The sequence below is a fragment of the Methylobacterium endophyticum genome (genome assembly GCF_050591105.1).
GTDB lineage: Bacteria > Pseudomonadota > Alphaproteobacteria > Rhizobiales > Beijerinckiaceae > Methylobacterium.
Genome location: NZ_JBNHES010000023.1, coordinates 1 through 18,802 on the forward strand (window position 1 = coordinate 1; position 18,802 = coordinate 18,802).

An 18,802-nucleotide genomic window follows, 5' to 3' on the forward strand; every position below is an offset into this window, starting at 1 on the left:
GACCGGGAGGCGCTGCTGGCGTTCTACGACTTCCCGGCCGAGCACTGGGACCACCTGCGCAGCTCGAACCCGATCGAGAGCGTGTTCGCCACGGTGCGGCATCGGACCGTGCGGACCAAAGGGGCACTCTCGGCCACGACCGCCAAGCTGATGGTGTTCAAGCTCGTGATGGCGGCCTCGAAGACCTGGCGGCGGCTGAAGGGCGAAAACCAGTTGCCGAAGGTCGTGGCCGGCGTCATCTTCCGCGACGGGACCGAGGTCAACGCGAGCCCAGATCACCGCGCCGCCTGACCGCCGCCGTCACCTAAAATCCTGCATAGCTCGCTGACGTTGCGGCGAGACGAAGTTTCGATCGACGAACAAGACGTGATTTTATGGCCGGGGTCGAAGCCGATGACACTCGATTCTCACCTCGCAAATGCGTTTCGGAGTTGGGCTACCCACCGTAGGAGTTGGCTCGATCCAAGCGGCCCATGGGTCTTTCCAGGGCGATCGGAGCACAAGCCGCTATCTGAGAGTACCGTCTACGCCCACCTCAAGGGCAAGCATATCAGGACGACCAGTTTGGCCCTCCGACGCGCCATCATGAATGAAGCCTCTCGACACCTCGCTCCGAAGAGGATTTCGCCAAAACGCCGTGACGGCTGATGGGCGAACAAGACATCGACGCCCTATGGGGAGAGCGGCCGAGCCGACCGTCCGTTCTTGATCCGTTCGGTCGCGTGCGCTACGACGGAAAGAGGAGCCTACAGCCCTTCGGCTGGAGTTGGGTCACGGACGCGACCTCGATTGCAATACGGCCGAGGCCAGCCCTACAAGCCTGGCGCAATCGGCGTGAATCGCTGGGGACCAGGATGGCACAGACCAGCAGCATCGAGTGGACGGACGCGACATGGAACCCGGTGACCGGGTGCACCAAGATCACGTCCGGCTGTGACAACTGCTATGCCGCGCGTTTCGCCGAACGGTGGCGAGGCATCCCTGGTCACGCATTCGAGAAGGGCTTCGATCTCGTCCTGAGGCCGGAACGGCTGAAGCAGCCACTGGAATGGCGTCGATCGAAAATGATCTTCGTCAACTCGATGAGCGATCTCTTCCATAAGGATGTCCCTACGGAATTCATCGATCGCGTCTTCGACACGATGGAAGCAGCCGATTGGCACGTCTTCCAGATCCTGACGAAGCGCAGTTCGCTGATGCGCGATTATCTCAAGTCCCGCTACAGCGGTCGTTCGCCGGACCATATCTGGCTGGGCGTTTCGGTCGAAGACGCCAAGGCCAAGGGGCGCATTCAGCAACTTCAGCAGGCTCCCATCGGCGTGCGCTTCCTCTCGATCGAGCCGCTGCTAGGGGCGGTCGGGCCAATGAATCTCGACGGCATCCATTGGGTCATCGCCGGCGGAGAAAGTGGGCCCAAGGCGAGGCCGATGGAGATCGAGTGGGTTCGCGAGATCCGCGATCAGTGCCAAGCTCAGAATGTCCCGTTCTTCTTCAAACAATGGGGCGGGTTCCGGCCGAAGAGCGGCGGTCGCGATCTCGATGGTCGCGAATGGAGCGAGTGGCCGATCCAAGCGCACGAAGGCATCCTGGCAAAGCGAGCGGCGTGATCCGCGTGCCACTCGCGAGTCGCAACGATTGCCGAATGCCAAATTCAGAGATATTTTTGCCCCGGTCCGAACGAGAATAATCGATGACCGGGAAGAAATACGACTGGCAAGTCGGTCATACGCCGCCGCCACTCGATGAACACAGCGCCGCAAAACATGCAGTGTTTCGCAGCTACGTCCAACGATACATCGAGATTCTCACTTCCGATCCGAGGCATGACGGCCTCAACCTAACCCTCGTCGACGGGTTCGCAGGAGGTGGCGTATATAGCTATCGCGGGCAAACCTGTCCTGGCTCGCCACTCATCCTCCTCGACGAAGTGGCAAGCGCGCAGGCGTTGTTCGCAACGACCAGGAAAAAACCTTTTGCGTTCCGCCCCGAATTCATCTTCGTCGAGGCGCGTCAACAGAACCTGGAATATCTGCGAGACGTCATCGGGCGCTCGCCGCACGCTGCCGGGATCGGCTCCCACATTCACCTGTTACGTGAGCGGTTCGAAGCGGCGCTGCCGGATGTCATCCGCCGCATCCAGCAACATGGCGGTGGCCATCGCGCCTTGTTCTTTCTCGACCAATACGGCTACGGCGACGTTTCCCTACAAGCAATCAGAACGATCCTAGAGAACCTCAAAAATCCCGAAATCATTCTTACGTTCAGCGTCGATTACATCATCTCCTATTTGAGCGAAAAAGAGAGCTTCCTGCGCGGTGTCATGCCCGCGGAACTCGGCATCGAGCAAATCCGAGAGATGCTGGCGCTTCGCGACAACGGCGGTCGCGAAGCCCGATGGCTCATCCAGAACTTCCTGTACCGTCATCTCCAGGAAAGAACCGGTGCGCCGTTCTACACGTGCTTCTTCATCAAATCCCCCGCGAGCCATCGATCGTACTGGCTCGTTCACATCTCCAAACATCCCCGAGCCCGCGATGAAATGGCGGCCCGTCATTGGGCCCTGACGAACCATTTCATCCATCATGGACGGGCCGGTACTCAGATGCTGGGTTACGATCCGGGCCAGCTGGTCAGTCCCGATCAGATCCCGATGGACTTCTTGTTCGATGACGACGCGAGCGGCCGGTCCAATTCCGCGCTGATGGAGGAGTTGCCCCACCGCATCTTCGATACCAGTCGCGTTGCGGATGGCGGCGTCACGGTAGGCGAGCTCTTCACCGAGATCTGCAATTCAACCCCGGCTACCATCGCGAGGGTGTCCACCGCCCTGGTAGGGCTCCGCGAGCAGAAGGAAATCCAGATCTACACGCCCGATGGTAAGGAGCGCCCTCGCAGCATGAGTTGCGATTGGGGGGACAGGATCCTTCCGGCGCGACAGCGATCTCTGTTCAGCCCGTTCACGTAACGGCTGGCGAACGAGAAGACACGGGCTGGACGTCGGATTGACCTCATCGACCGGGTCCACCGGCCCTCAAGTTTCATTTAGGTCGGCGCGGCAGATCGGAACTTTCAGTTCACTTGGCACCAGATTGCAGAACCGATGGCGGGATAAACGATTTCCCCTAAAGGGTTGATTTCATTATAGATGTCGCGATACAATCTCTTCAATAACTTAGATGATGTCTTCGGGATCGGCCGTTTGACTGGTGTCACTAGAGTGTCACCGATCAGCGCCGCATAATCCGCATGCCTTTCTCGAATCGGCGATTGCGCGGAGGCCGTGCGCGGTGCGGGTTTCCGAGAGAGGGTGCTGTCGGAGGAGAGGTGCTTGCCGCCAACTGGCCAGGGCAATTCCCGCGCGAGGTAGCTCGCCCATCCCGTCGCGATGATGCACTCCAACGGCCCGCAGGCGGTGGCCGACTACCTCGACCGCATGCTGGCGCAGCGCCCGAATATCGCTTGGACGCCCGGCGACTGAGCCGAGATCAACCGAGGGCAGGAATCATTCACGAGGTCGACATCGGTCGGAAGGGTCTCGAGGACGGATGGCGAACGATCCATCGATTTTGGTCAGTGACCTCTTCCGCAGCGCGATGACCGGCTTGGACAGGGAGGAGGAGTATCCGATCGAGCCTCCTGTGGGCTGGTCGGCGATCAGCCGCCTCCAAGCAATGGGCACCGCCGAGGTGTTCAACGTGGCCCTCGCCGCGTGCGTCGATCCCAATCCGGTGAAGCGTCGCGTCGGAGCTGCCGTCCTGGGGCAACTTGGGCACATACCGCCTGCGGACACACCGGTTCTGAGGGAGGAACGCTTCCGTGCGCTTTCGGACCTCCTCGCGGCTGAACGTGTGGGAGCGGCTGATCCCGCTGTACTGAAGGAGGCGTGCTATGCGCTGGGGCACCTGCATGATCCGCGGGCGATCCCAGCCTTGCTGGAACTGCGCACCCACCCCGACGCTCGTGTCCGCTCCAGTGTGGTGTCCGGCCTCAGCGGCTACGAGGAGCCCGAGGCCATCGACAGTTTGATCGCGCTCTCGGCCGACGCCGATGCGGATGTTCGCGATTGGGCGACCTTCGGGCTGGGCCAGTTGATCGCCTCGGACACTCCGGCCCTCCGTGCGGCTCTGCACGCACGACTCGACGATACTTGCGTCGATGCGCGCAACGAGGCGATCGAAGGCTTGGCGACGCGCGGCGATCTAACAGTGCTGCCCGTCCTGATCCGTGAGCTTCATCAGCAGGTCGCGCTCCCGTTGCTCGACGCCGCGGCAGCGCTGGCCGCACCTGAGTTGTGCGAGGCGCTCTCCGCCGCGCGGGAGAGGGGGCTGGTCATCCAGGTAAGTCATTCGCCCTATGATCTTCTGACGGCGTGGACGGACGCGTCGCGGGCCTGCGGCTGCTGCGGGTGGATAGCAGAACAAAGCAGGCAGTAATTGCGATCGACTGTTCGCATAAACTGTATTATAGAAATTTAGTGAAATAGAAAATTTGATATATTGCAATAATCACTGATCTGCGAATTGTCTGAAGTCGTTGTCAAATTGGCTCATTGCAAGGCATCGTGCTGCCAATAAGCGCCGGCCTTGGGATGCTCGATCATGAACTGAACGAAAGCGCGGACGGCGGGCGCGAGTTGACGTTGGGTCGGAAAGACCGCGTGAACGACGACGGCCGGAATGCTCCACTCCGGGAGCAGCCTCGTGAGCCGTCCGACCTCCAGCTCGGGCGCGCAGAGATAGGCCGTCGACAGGCCGATGCCGCCCCCGTTGAGCAGCATCTTATGAACGGTCAGAGCACAATTGACCGACAGGCGCGCGGCCTGGCGGTGCTCGACCCTCTCCTGATCCTTGACGAAAACCCATGTCGACTTGCGACCGTCCCGCACCGGGAGGTCGACGAGATCGTGACGGCGCAGATCGTCGATGACCGCCGGTGTCCCGCGACGCGAAAGGTAGTCGGGCGACGCACAAAGATAGCGATGGAGCAAGCCGAGCCTCTTCGCCACGATCTGCGAGTCGGGCATCGGCCCCATGCGGATCGCGACGTCGATGCGCTCGGCCACGAGGTCGGCCGGTGTGCTGGACAGGTCCAGCGTCGCGTCGACGTTCGGGTGTCGCCGGATGAACTCGGGCAGAAGCTCGGACAGAATGTTGACACCGAATCCGATGCCGGCGCTGATCCGCAAGGTGCCCCGCGGCTCCTCTCCCAAACCGCTGACGTAATCGAGGGCGTCTCCCAGCCGCGCGAGCGATTCCGCGCTCTGGTCGAGCAGCGCGACGCCGGCCTCCGTCAGTGTCACGTCGCGGGTGGTGCGTTGAAGGAGGCGAACGCCCACCGTCGCTTCGAGGCGCTGGATACTGCGGCTCACGCTCGAGCGCGGGACCTTCAGCTCCCGCGAGGCCGCCGCGAAGCTCCTCAAGGTCGCCACTCGCTCGAACACCCTGAGGTCGTTGAGGTCGATCATGCCTCACCGTTCCATCGGTGGATCAGTGTGTCCACCCGATAGGAGGTTCGTTCCGGATCGACCCGCGTTCCAATGGGCACTGGTTCACGTGGGGGAACGAAGGAGGTCGGTTTGGAGCGGCAGGCCGGGTCCATCGCCACATCGCGGCTCAGCGCCGAGAACGAAGGCGCCGACATGGCGGATCGCTCTCCGTTCGTCGGCCCTCTCCGGCACGTTCAGATCACGCCCGACGAGATCGGCGGCGGCTTTCCGTATTTCGCGCATCACGATTCCGTTTCGGCGCTGTGGTCCGAGAAATGGCGCCCGCCTTGCGCCGCAGGCCTCTATCCGGTCGCCGACGGCAGGGTCGAGGATTTCGATCCGATCATCGCGAAGCTCGTCGCGGTGTCGGTCGATGACCCCTCGTTCCCGCATCGTCCGGACGATCACGCCGCGCCCTTGCTGCCCGTGGCGGACGATCTCGCGAGCCGTGGCGGAGGAGGCCCGGCAACAACCCCACCGCCCAGGCCATCCACGTCGCGATGGCGGCGCTCTCGTCGTCGCCCGCCCCTCCTTCTTCACCCAAGCGGAGCCAGCCCCATGACGGATCTCTTCTCGCCCATCGAACTGCTCGGCCTGTCGCTGCCCAACCGCATCGTCATGTCGGCGATGACCCGCACCCGTGCGGGAGACGACGGCGTGCCGACGGATCTGATGCGCGACTATTACGTGCAGCGCGCCAGCGCCGGGCTGATCGTCACCGAGTGCACGCAGGTCTCGGACCAGGCGCACGGCGTCATCCGATGCCCCGGCATCCACCGCGCCGATCAGGTGGCGGGCTGGCGCAGGATCACCGATGCGGTCCACGCGGCGGGCGGTCGGATCGTCTGCCAGATCTGGCATTGCGGCCGGGTCGCCCATCCCGACATGCGCGGCGGCGAGCCGCCCGTGGCGCCGTCCCCGATCCCGGCCGAAGGCAAGTTCTTCCTGCCGACCGGCGAGGTCGCCTTCCCGACGCCGCGCGAACTCGGCGAAGGGGAGATCGCACCGATCGTCGAGGACTTCGCCGCCGCGACCCGCAACGCGAAGGCCGCCGGGTTCGACGGCGTCGAGCTGCACGGCGCCAACGGCTATCTCCACGATCAATTCCTGGAGGACGGCAGCAACCGGCGCTCCGATCGCTACGGCGGATCGGTCGCCAACCGTGCCCGGCTGATGGTCGAGACGGCCGAAGCGATGATCGCGGCCTGGGATCGGGCGCATGTCGGCATCCGCCTGTCGCCCGCGAGCTCGCTCTACGGCATGAAGGACAGCGACAAGCCCGCCACGTTCGGTCACGTCATCGCTGCGCTCGACGCGCTGAAGCCCGCCTATCTCTGCCTGCTCGATCCCAACGAGAAGGACCGCGAGACGCAGCCGATCAAGGACGTGCTCGAGGCCTTTCGCGATCGTGTGTCGGTGCCGCTGATCGGAAACACCGGTTTCGACAAGGCGAAAGCCACAGGCGCGCTGGCGGGCGGCAAGGCCGATGCGATCGCGTTCGGCGTTCCCTTCCTGGCCAATCCCGACCTGCCCGAGCGGCTCCGCCGGGACGCGCCCTTCAACAGCCCGGACAAGGCGACGTTCTACGGCGAGGGGCCGAAAGGCTACACCGACTACCCCTTCCTCGCCTCCGTGGACGCCTGAGGAGGCTCCGGTGGTCGACAAGGCTTCGGATCGAAGGGTCGCGCAGCGAGACCGTGACCGTCGACGGCGTCCGGCTGCATTCCTGGATCGGCGCTCCGCAGGCCGACCGGCGCTGCTGTGGCACGGCTTCCTGTCCGCCGCCTATGCGGGGCGTGACGTCGCGCCGGATCACCGAACAGATCGTCCGGGTCAATGGCGGCGCCGTTTGAGGGTCGGCGTCATGAGCCTCGTCGCACTCGTCACCGGCGCATCGAGCGGCTTCGGTCAGATGATCGAGGCGAAGCCGCTCTTCGGTCTGCGGGCAGCCATTCGGGCACCGTGATCCGAGACGCTCCCTCGCGCGACAGATGCAGCCATGTCCCGGCGGGCAGGAGTTCCGGGTCGACGACGATCTCGCGCACAGTGCCGTCGCGGCCAACGGGCAGACCTCGCACCTTCGACATGGACGCGGTTCTCGCCCGCGCCGTGCCGGTCTTCCGCGAGCATGGCTATGACGGGGCGTCGATCGACCATCTCAGGCAAGCCGCTGGCCTGACGGCGGGAAGTCTCGCCGAGCAGATGGGCGTTGTCGCGCGCGAGGCCGCGCAGCGTCGCGCCGGGTTCCGCCTCGACCGCCGCCTCCACGCCGCGCGCGACCCCGGCTATGGCACGCTGGAGGAAGGCGGGGCTGTCGGCGTTCTTCTCGACGAGCCCGATCAGCTTGCGGCAGGCCCCGATCGTGCCGAAGCTCAGGACCGGGATGTTGACCAGCAGGAAATCCTGGTTGCGCCCCGCGTCGTCCGGGAGCAGACGCTCTCCGTCGACGCCGATCACCGTGATCGCATGCCGCGCGGCGCGGGAATGGTGTCGGAGTGAATGTCGCCCGGCGCCGACGACAGGCGGATCACCACCGGATAGGTGGCGGGACGGGAGAACAACCCTTGCCGCAGATGCTCCGGCAGATCGGGCACGACCAGTTCGCCCTTGAGGATCCCATGGCTCTTGGCATGGGCGTCCCGCACGGCACAGCGATTGGTGGCGGCCATGATGTCGAGGATCTCGGCCGTCAGGGCGTCTTCGTTCGGGTCGCGAACCTCCACGTCCGGCGCGTATCGCAGATAGGTGTCGGCCAAGGGCATCCCCGTCCGAGCGATGGCCGGCGCGCGAGGGATTCGTCCTCGAATCGGCGCGCTATTTTGGATATCGATTGATATTCGGGCTGGACGGAAACACCGTCGGGCCGACAAGGTTTCGGCGCGACGACGGATCGGCCGGAGGGCATCAAGGGATGGCGCTCACGCGGAAGGAAACCCAGCGCCGGACGCGGGAGCGGCTGATCGCCGCCGCCCATGCCCTGATCGCCGAGGAAGGGGTCGCCGCGATGTCGATCCGCACCCTGTGCGCCGCCGCCGGCCATTCGCAGGGCGCCTTCTACTCGAACTTCGCAAGCAAGGACGATCTGCTGGTCGACCTCATGGAGGCGTATATCCACGAGGAGGTGGCGGTCCTGCGCGATCTCGTGCGCCGTTCGGAAGGGACCGATATCGAGGCGACGCTGCGCGTTCTCTCTGAACGCCTCGCGGAGCTCGCGGCCCAGCCGCAATGGTCGCTGCTCTCGGTGGAGCTGCAACTTCACGCCCATCGCGATGCGGCCTTCGCCGCCCGGCACCGGGAGAGCAAGGCGTCCTGCTACAGGGTGTTCGGCGAGCTCGTCGAGGACCTCACGCGGCGCTTCGGCTTAAGCCCCGCCATGCCGCCGCTCCAGGCGGGCATCGGCCTCTATGCGTTGTGGATGGGGCTTGCCGTCCAAGGGGATGTCGAGGGCGCGCTTCCCCGCGAGCGGATGCTGCTCGGCTTCTTCCGCGCGATGGCCGGCGTCGGCACATCCTAGCCGCAACCTCCGCCATCCGTGCCGGCGCTCCCGCCGGCGGGCGCCGGGTCGGCTCTGCGGAACGGGCGGCCTTAGCGGCCCTGGAAATTGACGGGGCGCGCAAGCTGTGACTGTAAGCCTGTCATGCGAGGCAAGGGCTGGTTTGCGTGATGAGTGAGAGCGACATGCTGGAGAAGGCGCTGGCCGACGTGCGGCAGCGCCGGATCGATCTTCAGGCCGATTTCGACCGGGTCAAAGCCGAGTTGATGAAGTTGCAGATGGCGGAGCGGGCCCTCGCGGCCATCGTGGAAGGCGAATCCGCGGAAGCGGAGGGGACTTTCGCGGGAAGCGATCCGGCCTTTGCGGGCGAGCGGCCGGTCTCGGGGCGCGCGACGGGCCGGGGAAGCCGGGGGCCGCGGGCGAATTCGGCCAAGGGACGCCTGAAGGCGTTGCTGGAGGAGACGGGCTTGCAGGGGCTGTCGCACGCGGAGATCTCGCGGCGGCTGCCCGATGTCGCCCCCGCCACGCTGAACGCCTATCTCAGCACCATGGTGACGAGCGGCGAGGCCGTGCGGCGGGGTGACTTCTACAGCGCCGGCCGGCCGCCGGCCGAGGAGGACGATCCGAGCGAGGACGACGAGGATCAGGAGGACGCGGAGGACTGACGGGTTGCTCCATCCGGCCGCGTGTGGGCCGGTGAGGAGTCCGGTGCCTGTGTCTCGGACTTCGTCGACGTCATGAGCCGACGGCGGAGGAGGCGCGTTGCGGAAAACGCGCCTCCTCCGCCGTCATGCTTCTCGCGATACGCTACCAGGCGTAGACGAACTTCAGATATCCCGCGTCGGTCTTGACGACGTTCTTTCCCTCGACCGCTCTGGAATAGCGCAGGGTCAGGGACGTGGCCGGCGTGAACTTGAACATGAGGCCGGCGCCGATCGCGTTCTCGTGGCTGGCCGGGATCGCGGTCAGTCCCGTATTGACGAAGCGCGAGACGCTCGTGGCCTGAAAATCATACGCCACGAAAGGCTCGATGATGGTTTCGTTCTTCCAACCCCAGCGCAGGTTGACGTGGAAGGTCGTGCCCTGGGAGATGTCGGGGGCGCCCGTCTGGTGGGAATCCGTGCGGAAGACGCCGCCGATGTTGCCGGTGAAGCTCACCGCCGGCCACTGATAATCGAAGAACACGCTCGAATAATTGGCGTAGTAGTGGTTGCTGACTTCGCGCACGCCGACCGGGAACTGCATGAACGACTGGATGCCGAGCGTGCTTTCGGGGGTGGGCTTGATCCAGGCGGCCGGTCCCGTGAGCGGGTCGCCGAAGCCGCCGACGCCGAGGCCGGGAATGTCGATCCGCACCTCCGGCACGATCACTTCATAAGCGAGGCCGACATTCGGCAGGGCGTCGATCGTGAAGAAGTGCACGTATTTCGAGAGGCCGACGAGCAGGTCGCCGGTCGGACCTGGAATGGACCGGCCCGCCGCGTTGAAGGCGCTTCCCTGGTTGTTGATCTCGCCATACTGAACGAAGACATCGAACGGCTTGAAGTTGACCGGAAGCTCGTATTCGTGCGGCCCGATCACGGCGAAGGTGACGTCCGCAGCGTGTGCGGGGCCCCAGCACGCCGCCATGAGGCAAGCCGCCGCGACCGGCTTCCTGATGCGTGCAAACGGTCTCGCGCCACTCGTGTTCGATGTCATCGGAGCCCCCTAGGTTTCGTCCGTTCTCGTGTTGCTCTAGTCGACGAATTCACGATGCTGCGATTTGCGCTCGTTCGATTGTTGTCGAGTATTTCCGTCATGCTAGAGTTCGAAAAATATCATCTGGTTTGATGCCTGCGCCGGCTAAGATGGGTGGTGAAACCCAAAATGGGTTTCCCTGGCCTCGACCAAGCCGGCGTGTCTTTTCGGTCACGACTTCTGGGCGGCTTTGACGGCCGCGTTGCCGAGGCAGCCGGCCTCCGGCCCCGCATCCTCCAGGATGCCGGGGGCGAGCAGGTGCCGCGCGAGCTCCGCCCATTGCTCGAGTTCCCGCAGCAGCACGCCGTGCGGGACTCGCAGAAGAAACCGCCGGTCGATGAGCCGTGCCGCCTTCCTGCGCACGGTCTCGCGGGGCATCAGCAAGCAGTCCGACAGCTCGATATAGCTCACGGGCCGCATGGCCGTGACGGTGGCGCCGACGCTGAGCGAGATCCGTCCGACCGCGAGATAGAGCGTCAGCTCCTCCGCGGTGAGGCCGTGACTTTTCCTGGCCTCGCGCAGGCGGCCGATCAGCCGCTCGATGCCCTCGATCAGCGGGCTGACCTGCCTCGTGGACAACGATACGACATCGCGAACGCCCTCGACCGAGCCGCGAAGGGTGTCTGTCGGTGTCTGGGCGGCGTCCATCTTGGCCATCCACTTCGGCAGGGTGCGCTTTAGCGATCCGGAGGCGTGCCGAGGCTTTGGACGTAGGCGACCAGTTCCCAGATCTCCTCGGAGCTGAAGACGTCGCCCCAGGGCGGCATCGGGGTCGCGCCTTTCCCCCCGTCGCGGATGGTGTTGTAGATGTACTGACGCTCGAGGTCGGTGCGGCCGATGAAGAGGGCCGGGCTCTCGCCGTGGCAGAACGCGGCGCAGGTCGAATCGAACCGGGATTTGCCGGCCGCGATCCGTGCCGGATCGGTCAACGGGAAGGGCGGCCCGGCTTCGGGGGGCGGTCCGCCTCCGGCATGGGCCCTGCCGATCGGGGCGGCAACGGCAAGCGCCGCTGCGACCGCGACGGCGACGATCTTCTTTGGATCCATCTCACGGATTCCCGGATGTGTCGGAGGGCTCCTCCCCCCGGCGGCGTGGGGCCGGCCGGGGGGAGGAGCACGATGTGGCGAGAGAGGTTCGTCGCCGCGATCAGTCGACCTGGACCGCGACCAGCTCGGCCGGAAGTCCGGCTCCCCCGACCGGCACGACGACGAACTGCTTGCCGCCGGCCCGATAGGTCATGATCCCGCCGAAGGCCGCGCCCGGAAGCTTGACCTCGCCGAGAACCTCGCCCGTCTTCTGCGAATACGCATACAGATACGGCTCCTTCTCGTCCTTCGTCGCCTGGGTGATGAGGGCGTTACCGCGCGAGGAGAGGCCCATCACGCTGTTGGTGCCCTCGGGCGCCAGGAACAGGATGTTGTCCGTGATGGCGACGAAGCTTTCGCGCGGCACGCCGAGCCAGCCGGTCTTGACGCCCTTCAGGGCGGGATTGTCCATCGGGCCCTTGCCCGCCGGCACGCGCCACAGATGCTCGCCGGTGTTCATGTCGATCGCGGTCACGGTCGAGAACGGGGGCTTCATCAGCGGCAGGCCGTCCGGCCCGCCGACGCCGGCCCAGGTCCCGGTATACTGGTAGGGACTGTTGTTCTCCTTCTTGACCTTGATGCCGAACGGGATCGTGAAGGAGGGCACGAACAGGACGCCGGTCTTCGGGTTGTGGGCCGCCCCGGCCCAGCTCGCCCCGCCCAGCACGCCGGGCACCTGGAGCGTGCCCGCCTTGTCGAGGGTCGGCGGGGTGTAGAGCGCGCCGTAATTGTAGCGGCCGGCGATCTTCTTGGCGCCCTCCTTCAGCTCGGGCGTCAGGTCGATCAGGTCGTTCTCGGTGACGCCCTGCTGCACGTAGGGCTTGGGGAGGGTCGGGAAGGGCTGGGTCGGCGAACTCTCCTCGCCCGGCACCGTCGACTGCGGCACGGGCCGTTCCTCGATCGGCCAGAGGGGCTTGCCGTTGGTGCGGTCGAAGGCGAACACGAAGCCCTGCTTCGTCACCTGGACGGCGGCCTTGACCGGGTTCCCGCCGATCTTCAGGTCCATGAGGTTGGCCGCGGCCGGAAGGTCGTAGTCCCACAGGCCGTGATGGACGATCTGGTAGTGCCAGGACCGCTTGCCGGTCTTGGCCTCGACCGCGACCAGGGATTCGCCGAACAAGCCGTCGCCCTTGCGCTCGCCGCCGTAGAAGTCGTTGGTGGGGGTGGAGAGCGGCAGGTAGACGAGCCCGAGCTTCTCGTCGCAGCTCGGACGCTCCCAGAGGTTGGAGCTGCCGGTGGTCTTCCAGGAACCGTCCTTCCAGGTCTCGTTGCCCTCCTCGCCCTCCTGGGGCGGCTGCTGACGGATCCAGAGGCGCTTGCCGGTGCGGACGTCGAAGGCCTGGATGTCGCCGGGCGGGTGCATCTTCATCGGCGCCCGGCCGACCGCGAAGGAATCGAGCACGGCAAGGCTCGGGATGACCACGTCGTTGCAGACGAGCGCCGGCGAGGTGACGCTGACGAGCGAGCGGTCGACCCAGCGGCGCATGCCCTTGGTCAGGTCGATCCGGCCCTTCTCGCCCCAGGACTCGATCGGCTTCCCGGTCTTGGCGTCGAGGGCGATGAGGTAGCCGTCCCCGGTCCCGAGGATGATGCGCTTGTCCTCCCCGTCGGCCCAGTAGCTCAGGCCGCGGCTGATGAAGCCGAGATTGGGCGGCGTGCCCTCGATGTAGGCCTTGGGATCGTAGGACCAGAGCGTCTTGCCCGTGGTGCCGTCGATGGCCGAGGCGACGCTCATCGGGGAGCTCGTGTAGAGAATCCCGTCCACGGCGATCGGGGTCGTCTCGTTGACCCAGGTCCTGAGCTCGGGGTTGTCGATCGAGATCTGGTTGTCCGGCATGGCGAAGCGCCAGGCGACCTTCATCGACTTCACGGAGTCGGGTGTCACCTTGCCGCCGCCGAGGTAGCGCGAGGCGGCCTTGTCGGAATTGTATTCCGGCCAGTCCCCGTCCTGGGCGAATGCGGCTCCGGCGAGCATCGCGATCGCGAGGGATGTGCCGGCCGAGAGTCTGCGCATCAGAGAGCCGAGATGTCCTTGCATGATTGCCTCCCTTGGTTTTCGTCTTTTGGGTGTGGTGGGGTCGATCCGGGCGAACGTCCCGAGCGCGGTCGCGGGAGAGCGGCGGCGGTCCGCCGCTCTCCATCGCGCCGCCGTCGGAACGGCCCGTCCGGTCGGTGAAGGGGTCTTCCGGGGCCGGCCGGCGCCGGTTCAGCCCGGCTGGTCGAAGGCTTCCAGGGCGTAGCCCGCGTAGACGGCGGCGGGGCCGCCGCCCATCTCGATGCAGACGCCGAGCACCTCGACGAGCTGCGCCCGGCTCGCGCCGTGGCCGCGCGCATTGGCGACGTGGAAGACGATGCAGTCGCCGCAGCCCTTCTGGACGGCGAGCGCCACGGCGATCAGCTCCTTGAGGCCGGCATCGACGGTTCCGCTCCGGGACGCCTCCTGGAGGAGGGTGCGGAACGCGCCCATCACCTGCGGAGCGGCCTTGCCGAGCGTGGCGAGGCGGCCGTTGAGCTGCTTGAGGGAGGTGGCGGTGTCAGCCATGGCGCGTCACGCTCCCCGCGAGGTGCCGGCGAGGTGCCGGCCGATGAGGTCGTTCACCTGGGTCGACCGCTCCATCTGCACCATGTGCCCGGCGCCCTCGATCGTCTCGGAGCGCACAGTGCTGGGCAGGCCCTGGCCATGCTCCATCGGGATCACGCGGTCCTGCGCGCCCCAGACCACGAGCACCGGGCAGGAGAGCCCCGCCAGCGCGTCGCGCAGGACCGTGCTCTGACGTCCGTCCGCGAACAGGTTCCCGGACAGGGCGGTCAGCGCCTCCTGCACCCCGTCGAGGCGCTTGTACTTGAGGAGCTCGTCGATCATCTGGCGGCCGACGAGGCCGGGCTCGACGAAGAGCCGTTCGAGCACGGGTTTCAGCTCCTTGCGCGAGCCGGCCCGGACGAAGCCCTCGATATAGCCCGCATCGATCTCGGACCCGAGCCCCGCCGAGCAGATCAGCGTGAGCGAGCGCACGCGCTCGGGCGCCTCGACGGCGAGCCGGAGGATGACCGCGCCGCCCATCGAATGGCCGACGAGATCGGCCTTCTCGATGCCGAGGGCGTCCATGAAGGCCGCGAGCGTCGCGGTGAGGCCCCCGATGGAGGCGTCGGCCAGCGCTTTCGTCGACTGGCCGTGACCCGGCAGGTCGAGGGCGTAGACCGTGGAGTCCTCGGCGAGGGCGCCGATGTTGAACAGCCAATTGTCGGCGTCTCCGCCGAAGCCGTGCACGAGCACGACCGCATGCGGGCCGCTTCCCTCCCGAGCGTAGCGGATGCGGCCGACGGGAAGCTCGAGGAAGGCATAGCGATCCGTGGCCTCGCCCTCGCCCTCGCCCGCGGCCGCCGGCGTCTCGAAGGCGGCGACATAGGCGTCGATCTCGTCCTCGCCCACCGAATCGTCGGCGAGGACCGCGAGCAGCGCCTTGACCGGGTAGACGGTGTCCGGGGTGCCGATGATGCGGCGCAGCTTGCCCGCGTCGCCCGCCTCGACCACGTTGGAGATCTTGTCGGTTTCGACCTCCAATATCTCGTCGCCGACCGCGATCAGGTCGCCCGGCTTCTTGAGCCATGCCCCGAGCTTGCCCTCGGACATCGAGAGCCCCCATTTCGGCATGACGATGGGGATGATGCGTGTCTCGCTCATCGCTCGCCCCTCACGCGGCCTTGGCGGTCGGGACCGCCTTGAGGACGGCCGCCACGACCTGATCGCTGCTCGGGATGTAGAGGTCCTCCAGCGAGGGCGAGAACGGCACGGGGGTATGCGGGGCCGTGACCATGCGCGGGGCCGCCTTCAGGGCACCGAAGGCGTTCTGCGCGACGAAGGCGCAGATGTCGGCGGCGATCGAGCAGCGCGGGTTGGCCTCGTCCACCGCGACGAGCCGTCCGGTGCGCTCGACGCTGTCGATCACCGTGTCCCAGTCGATCGGCGAGAGGGTGCGCAGGTCGATCACCTCGGCCTCGATACCCCGGCGCGCCAGATCCTTGGCCGCGTCGAGGGCCCGGTGCACCATGAGGCCGTAGGCGACGATGGTGACGTCGCGCCCGTCCCGAGAGACGTTCGCCTCGCCGAAGGGGATCGTGTAGGATTCCTCCGGCACGTCGGTCTCGTGGCTGTAGAGCGCCTTGTGCTCGCAGAAGATGACCGGGTCGTCGTCGCGGATCGACTGGATCAGAAGGCCCTTCAGATCGTAGGCGTTGGAGGGGCAGACGACCTTGAGCCCCGGAACGTGGGTGAACATCGGCGTCAGCATCTGCGAATGCTGGGCGGCGGCTCGGAAGCCCGCGCCGACCATGGCCCGGATCACCACCGGGGTCTTGGCACGGCCGCCGAACATGTAGCGGAACTTCGCCGCCTGGTTCAGGATCTGGTCGAAGCAGACGCCCATGAAGTCGAGGAACATCAGCTCGGCCACGGGACGCATGCCGCAGGTGGCCGCGCCGATCGCCGCGCCGATATAGGCGGACTCGGAGAGCGGCGTGTCCATCACGCGCTTGCCGTGCTTGGCGTAGAGCCCCTTGGTGACGCCGAGCACGCCGCCCCAGGCATCGTCCTCGCCGGGCGCGCCCGCGCCGCCCACGATGTCCTCACCCAACAGGATCACCGTCGGATCCCGGCGCATCTCGAGGTCGAGCGCCTCGTTGACCGCCATCTTGTAACTCAGCAACCGCGCCATGGCGCCGGACTCCCTGGATAAAGGTCTGATCTGAAAGGATGTCGGAAGGTCAGTAGGAGACGTAGACGTTGGCCATGAGCTGGTCGGGCTGGGGCAGCGGCGCCGCCTTCGCGCGCAGCACCGCGTTCTCGATCTGCTCGGCCACCTCGGTGTCGATCGCGGCGAGCTCGGCCGCCTCGATCAGCCCGACCTCCGTGACCGCCCGGCCGAAGGTCTTGAGGCAGTCGCGGTTGGCCCTGTTGGCCTCGTTCTCGCCCTTGGCCTTGTAGGTCTGCGCGTCGCCCTCGAAATGGCCGAAGAAGCGGGCCACCTTGCATTCGAGGAGGGCGGGGCCGCCGCCCTGGCGCGCCTTGCGGATCATCTCGCCTGCCGCTTCGTAGACGGCGAAGAAATCCATGCCGTCGACGATCACGCCGGGCATCCCGAACCCGGCCGCGCGGTCCACGAAGTTGTCGATGGCCGAGGCGTATTCGAAGGCGGTGGCCTCGGCGTAGCCGTTGTTCTCCACCACGAAGATCACGGGCAGGTCCCAGGCGGCGGCCAGGTTCATGCTCTCCAGGATGGTGCCCTGGTTGGCCGCCCCGTCGCCGAAGAAGGTGATGCCGACGCCGCCGTCGCCGCGGAACTTCGAGGCGAGCGCGGCCCCGCAGACCAGGGGCGCGCCCGCGCCCAGGATGCCGTTCGCGCCCATCATGCCCTTGGACAGATCGGCGATGTGCATCGAGCCGCCCTTGCCGAGGCAGGAGCCCGTCGCCTTGCCGTAGATCTCCGCCATCATCGCGTCGACGTCGACGCCCTTGGCGATGCAGTGGCCGTGGCCGCGATGGGTCGAGGCGATCCGGTCGATGTCGGTGAGATGCATCATGATCCCGGTCGCGGTGGCCTCCTCGCCCGCGTAGAGATGCACGAAGCCGGGGATGTCGCCCTTAGCGAACTCGATATGCAGGCGCTCCTCGAAGTCACGGATGGTGCGCATGGTCCGATAAGCTTCGAGAAGCTTGTCCTTCGGCAGCGGGAACGGGTTGTTCGACACGGGTTTCCTCTCCGGTTGTGCTTCGATCTTCTGGCTTACGCCGCCCTCGGGGCGGTGCCGTCCTGAACCATCAGTCCGTGGCGGGCGGCGAACTGGAGGGCGGCCTCCACGTCGACCGTGCGGAACATCTCGGTGACGAGGGTCACGCGGACATCGTCGCCCGGTCCGAACAGGCGCTCGCGCTCGCCGTCGAAGGCGATGCTTCCGGCCTCCAGGGCGATCCGCACCGGCCGGCCGGGAGCCAGCCGGAACGCGTCGCGCAGGCCGATCGGCTCGACGATGCCGGGCGCGATCGGGGCCAGGACGCGGCGCGGCGCGTCCGCCGCCGGCTCCAGCGCGAGCCCGATTCCGGCGGGCTCCGTGCGCGAGACGGGATCGACCAGCGCGGCAATGGCCGACATCCCGACGCTGCCGGGCTCCGCGAAGGCGCAATAGAGTTCGCGGAAGGACTCCGTCCGCCACAGGGCGCGGGCGCCGGCGAAGCGGTCGGTGACGACGGCGACGTCGACGAGCGCGATCTCGCTCCAGCCGTCTCCGTCGACGCGGAGCGCCTTGTTGGTGCGCGTCGCGACGGATTCGGGGACGCGCCCGCTCGCGGCGAGCCCCACGGCGAGCCCCAGCACCGTGGCCTCGCGGAAATGCGGGAAGGCGTTGTTCGTGCCCGTCGAGATGCCGGCGATCGGCACCGGCCCGCATTCCGCTGCGACCGCCCGATGCGTTCCGTCGCCGCCGAGCACGACCAGGGCGCGCACGCCCCGCTCCCGCATCAGGCGCGTCGCCGTAAGCGTGTCGGCCACCGTCCCCGATACGGGCATCTCGAGAACCTCGAGGTTCGGATAGCCGCCCCGGCCCGAGGCTTCGTCCTGGGCCTGCGCCTGCCGGATTCGCCGCTCGACATGCGCGCGGATGCCGAGCCGGTCGGGCATCAGCAGGACCGTCCCGACCCCGGTGGCGGCGAGCGCCTTCATCACCCGCAGGACGATGCCGGCCCGATCTGCCGTCTGAAGGCTGGACGCATCCGCCACGACCCGCCGGATGTCGCGGGCCGAAATCGGATTGGCGATGATGCCGACGATCGGCCCCACGCGATTCCCCCTGTGTCTTTGCCGGCCTTCACGATCGATGCGGATCGGGGCCAGCAGTTGCAGGATGTGTACTGTGCTTATTTGGAAATAACAACAGTATAAATCGTGCAACATATGATGCAATACTTGCGACACCTGTTGCAACAGGTGTGGTGTTTCCAATATGCGCACC

General features: G+C 66.3%; 21 protein-coding genes. 9 read left to right on the forward strand and 12 right to left on the reverse strand.

Annotation, left to right across the window (positions count from 1 at the left end):
* The 4 genes from ACP56T_RS19700 to ACP56T_RS19715 all read left to right on the forward strand — a co-directional run.
* The coding region (locus ACP56T_RS19700; protein WP_430913857.1) for a transposase at positions 1-291 on the forward strand (291 nt) is incomplete at its 5' end.
* A gap of 563 nt (positions 292-854) precedes the next feature.
* On the forward strand, positions 855-1,607 hold the full coding sequence (locus ACP56T_RS19705; protein WP_430913858.1) for a DUF5131 family protein: 753 nt from the start codon (positions 855-857) through the stop codon (positions 1,605-1,607).
* A gap of 83 nt (positions 1,608-1,690) precedes the next feature.
* Entirely contained in the window at positions 1,691-2,965 is a 1,275-nt protein-coding gene (locus ACP56T_RS19710) for a three-Cys-motif partner protein TcmP (RefSeq protein WP_430913859.1), read from the forward strand.
* A gap of 580 nt (positions 2,966-3,545) precedes the next feature.
* Positions 3,546-4,433 (forward strand): HEAT repeat domain-containing protein, encoded by an 888-nt coding sequence (locus ACP56T_RS19715; protein WP_430913860.1) that lies wholly within the window; start codon positions 3,546-3,548, stop codon positions 4,431-4,433.
* A 113-nt stretch (positions 4,434-4,546) separates the two neighbouring features.
* Here the strand turns inward: ACP56T_RS19715 and ACP56T_RS19720 are convergent, their stop codons facing one another.
* Positions 4,547-5,464 carry a LysR family transcriptional regulator gene (locus ACP56T_RS19720; RefSeq protein ID WP_430913861.1) on the reverse strand — a complete coding sequence of 306 codons (918 nt, stop codon included), beginning with the start codon at positions 5,462-5,464 and terminating at the stop codon, positions 4,547-4,549.
* 84 nt (positions 5,465-5,548) lie between these two features.
* The gene (locus ACP56T_RS19725; RefSeq protein ID WP_430913862.1) at positions 5,549-5,893 is read right to left on the reverse strand and encodes a hypothetical protein; all 345 of its coding nucleotides are present in this window, start codon (positions 5,891-5,893) and stop codon (positions 5,549-5,551) included.
* 150 nt (positions 5,894-6,043) lie between these two features.
* Between ACP56T_RS19725 and ACP56T_RS19730 the strand changes: the two genes are divergently transcribed.
* The 3 genes from ACP56T_RS19730 to ACP56T_RS19740 all read left to right on the forward strand — a co-directional run bounded on the left by ACP56T_RS19730 (position 6,044) and on the right by ACP56T_RS19740 (position 7,984).
* Positions 6,044-7,129, forward strand: coding sequence for an alkene reductase (locus tag ACP56T_RS19730; RefSeq protein ID WP_430913863.1), 1,086 nt, complete (start codon positions 6,044-6,046; stop codon positions 7,127-7,129).
* Between the two features lie 10 nt (positions 7,130-7,139).
* Positions 7,140-7,451, forward strand: a complete 312-nt coding sequence (locus tag ACP56T_RS19735) for a hypothetical protein (protein WP_430913864.1) — start codon at positions 7,140-7,142, stop codon at positions 7,449-7,451.
* Between the two features lie 119 nt (positions 7,452-7,570).
* Entirely contained in the window at positions 7,571-7,984 is a 414-nt protein-coding gene (locus ACP56T_RS19740; RefSeq protein ID WP_430913865.1) for a hypothetical protein, read from the forward strand.
* On the opposite strand, the gene ACP56T_RS19745 is transcribed toward ACP56T_RS19740, so the two are convergent.
* Complete coding sequence (locus ACP56T_RS19745; RefSeq protein WP_430913866.1) at positions 7,939-8,241, reverse strand: hypothetical protein; 303 nt, start codon at positions 8,239-8,241, stop codon at positions 7,939-7,941. The two genes, ACP56T_RS19740 and ACP56T_RS19745, sit on opposite strands and share 46 nt — an antisense overlap.
* Before the next feature lie 155 nt (positions 8,242-8,396).
* Between ACP56T_RS19745 and ACP56T_RS19750 the strand changes: the two genes are divergently transcribed.
* Together ACP56T_RS19750 and ACP56T_RS19755 are read left to right on the forward strand one after the other, a co-directional pair.
* Positions 8,397-8,999 (forward strand): TetR/AcrR family transcriptional regulator, encoded by a 603-nt coding sequence (locus ACP56T_RS19750; protein ID WP_430913867.1) that lies wholly within the window; start codon positions 8,397-8,399, stop codon positions 8,997-8,999.
* A 149-nt stretch (positions 9,000-9,148) separates the two neighbouring features.
* Complete coding sequence (locus tag ACP56T_RS19755; protein WP_430913868.1) at positions 9,149-9,643, forward strand: hypothetical protein; 495 nt, start codon at positions 9,149-9,151, stop codon at positions 9,641-9,643.
* 142 nt (positions 9,644-9,785) lie between these two features.
* Here the strand turns inward: ACP56T_RS19755 and ACP56T_RS19760 are convergent, their stop codons facing one another.
* The 9 genes from ACP56T_RS19760 to ACP56T_RS19800 form a co-directional block, all read right to left on the reverse strand.
* Positions 9,786-10,607: a transporter gene (locus tag ACP56T_RS19760; RefSeq protein ID WP_430913869.1), complete on the reverse strand. Its 822-nt coding sequence runs from the start codon at positions 10,605-10,607 to the stop codon at positions 9,786-9,788.
* 279 nt (positions 10,608-10,886) lie between these two features.
* Complete coding sequence (locus tag ACP56T_RS19765; RefSeq protein WP_430913870.1) at positions 10,887-11,294, reverse strand: hypothetical protein; 408 nt, start codon at positions 11,292-11,294, stop codon at positions 10,887-10,889.
* Positions 11,295-11,392: 98 nt separating this feature from the next.
* A complete protein-coding gene (locus ACP56T_RS19770; RefSeq protein ID WP_430913871.1) occupies positions 11,393-11,761 on the reverse strand; it encodes a c-type cytochrome in 369 nt (122 codons plus the stop codon).
* Between the two features lie 100 nt (positions 11,762-11,861).
* The gene (locus tag ACP56T_RS19775) at positions 11,862-13,814 is read right to left on the reverse strand and encodes a pyrroloquinoline quinone-dependent dehydrogenase (protein WP_430913872.1); all 1,953 of its coding nucleotides are present in this window, start codon (positions 13,812-13,814) and stop codon (positions 11,862-11,864) included.
* A gap of 192 nt (positions 13,815-14,006) precedes the next feature.
* Positions 14,007-14,342, reverse strand: coding sequence for a carboxymuconolactone decarboxylase family protein (locus tag ACP56T_RS19780; RefSeq protein ID WP_430913873.1), 336 nt, complete (start codon positions 14,340-14,342; stop codon positions 14,007-14,009).
* Positions 14,343-14,348: 6 nt separating this feature from the next.
* Positions 14,349-15,482 carry an acetoin dehydrogenase dihydrolipoyllysine-residue acetyltransferase subunit gene (locus ACP56T_RS19785; protein WP_430913874.1) on the reverse strand — a complete coding sequence of 378 codons (1,134 nt, stop codon included), beginning with the start codon at positions 15,480-15,482 and terminating at the stop codon, positions 14,349-14,351.
* 10 nt (positions 15,483-15,492) lie between these two features.
* Positions 15,493-16,512, reverse strand: coding sequence for an alpha-ketoacid dehydrogenase subunit beta (locus ACP56T_RS19790; RefSeq protein WP_430913875.1), 1,020 nt, complete (start codon positions 16,510-16,512; stop codon positions 15,493-15,495).
* Positions 16,513-16,561: 49 nt separating this feature from the next.
* Positions 16,562-17,545, reverse strand: a complete 984-nt coding sequence (locus ACP56T_RS19795) for a thiamine pyrophosphate-dependent dehydrogenase E1 component subunit alpha (RefSeq protein WP_430913876.1) — start codon at positions 17,543-17,545, stop codon at positions 16,562-16,564.
* A 35-nt stretch (positions 17,546-17,580) separates the two neighbouring features.
* Positions 17,581-18,630: an ATP-NAD kinase family protein gene (locus ACP56T_RS19800; RefSeq protein ID WP_430913877.1), complete on the reverse strand. Its 1,050-nt coding sequence runs from the start codon at positions 18,628-18,630 to the stop codon at positions 17,581-17,583.
* Positions 18,631-18,802 lie beyond the last annotated feature (172 nt).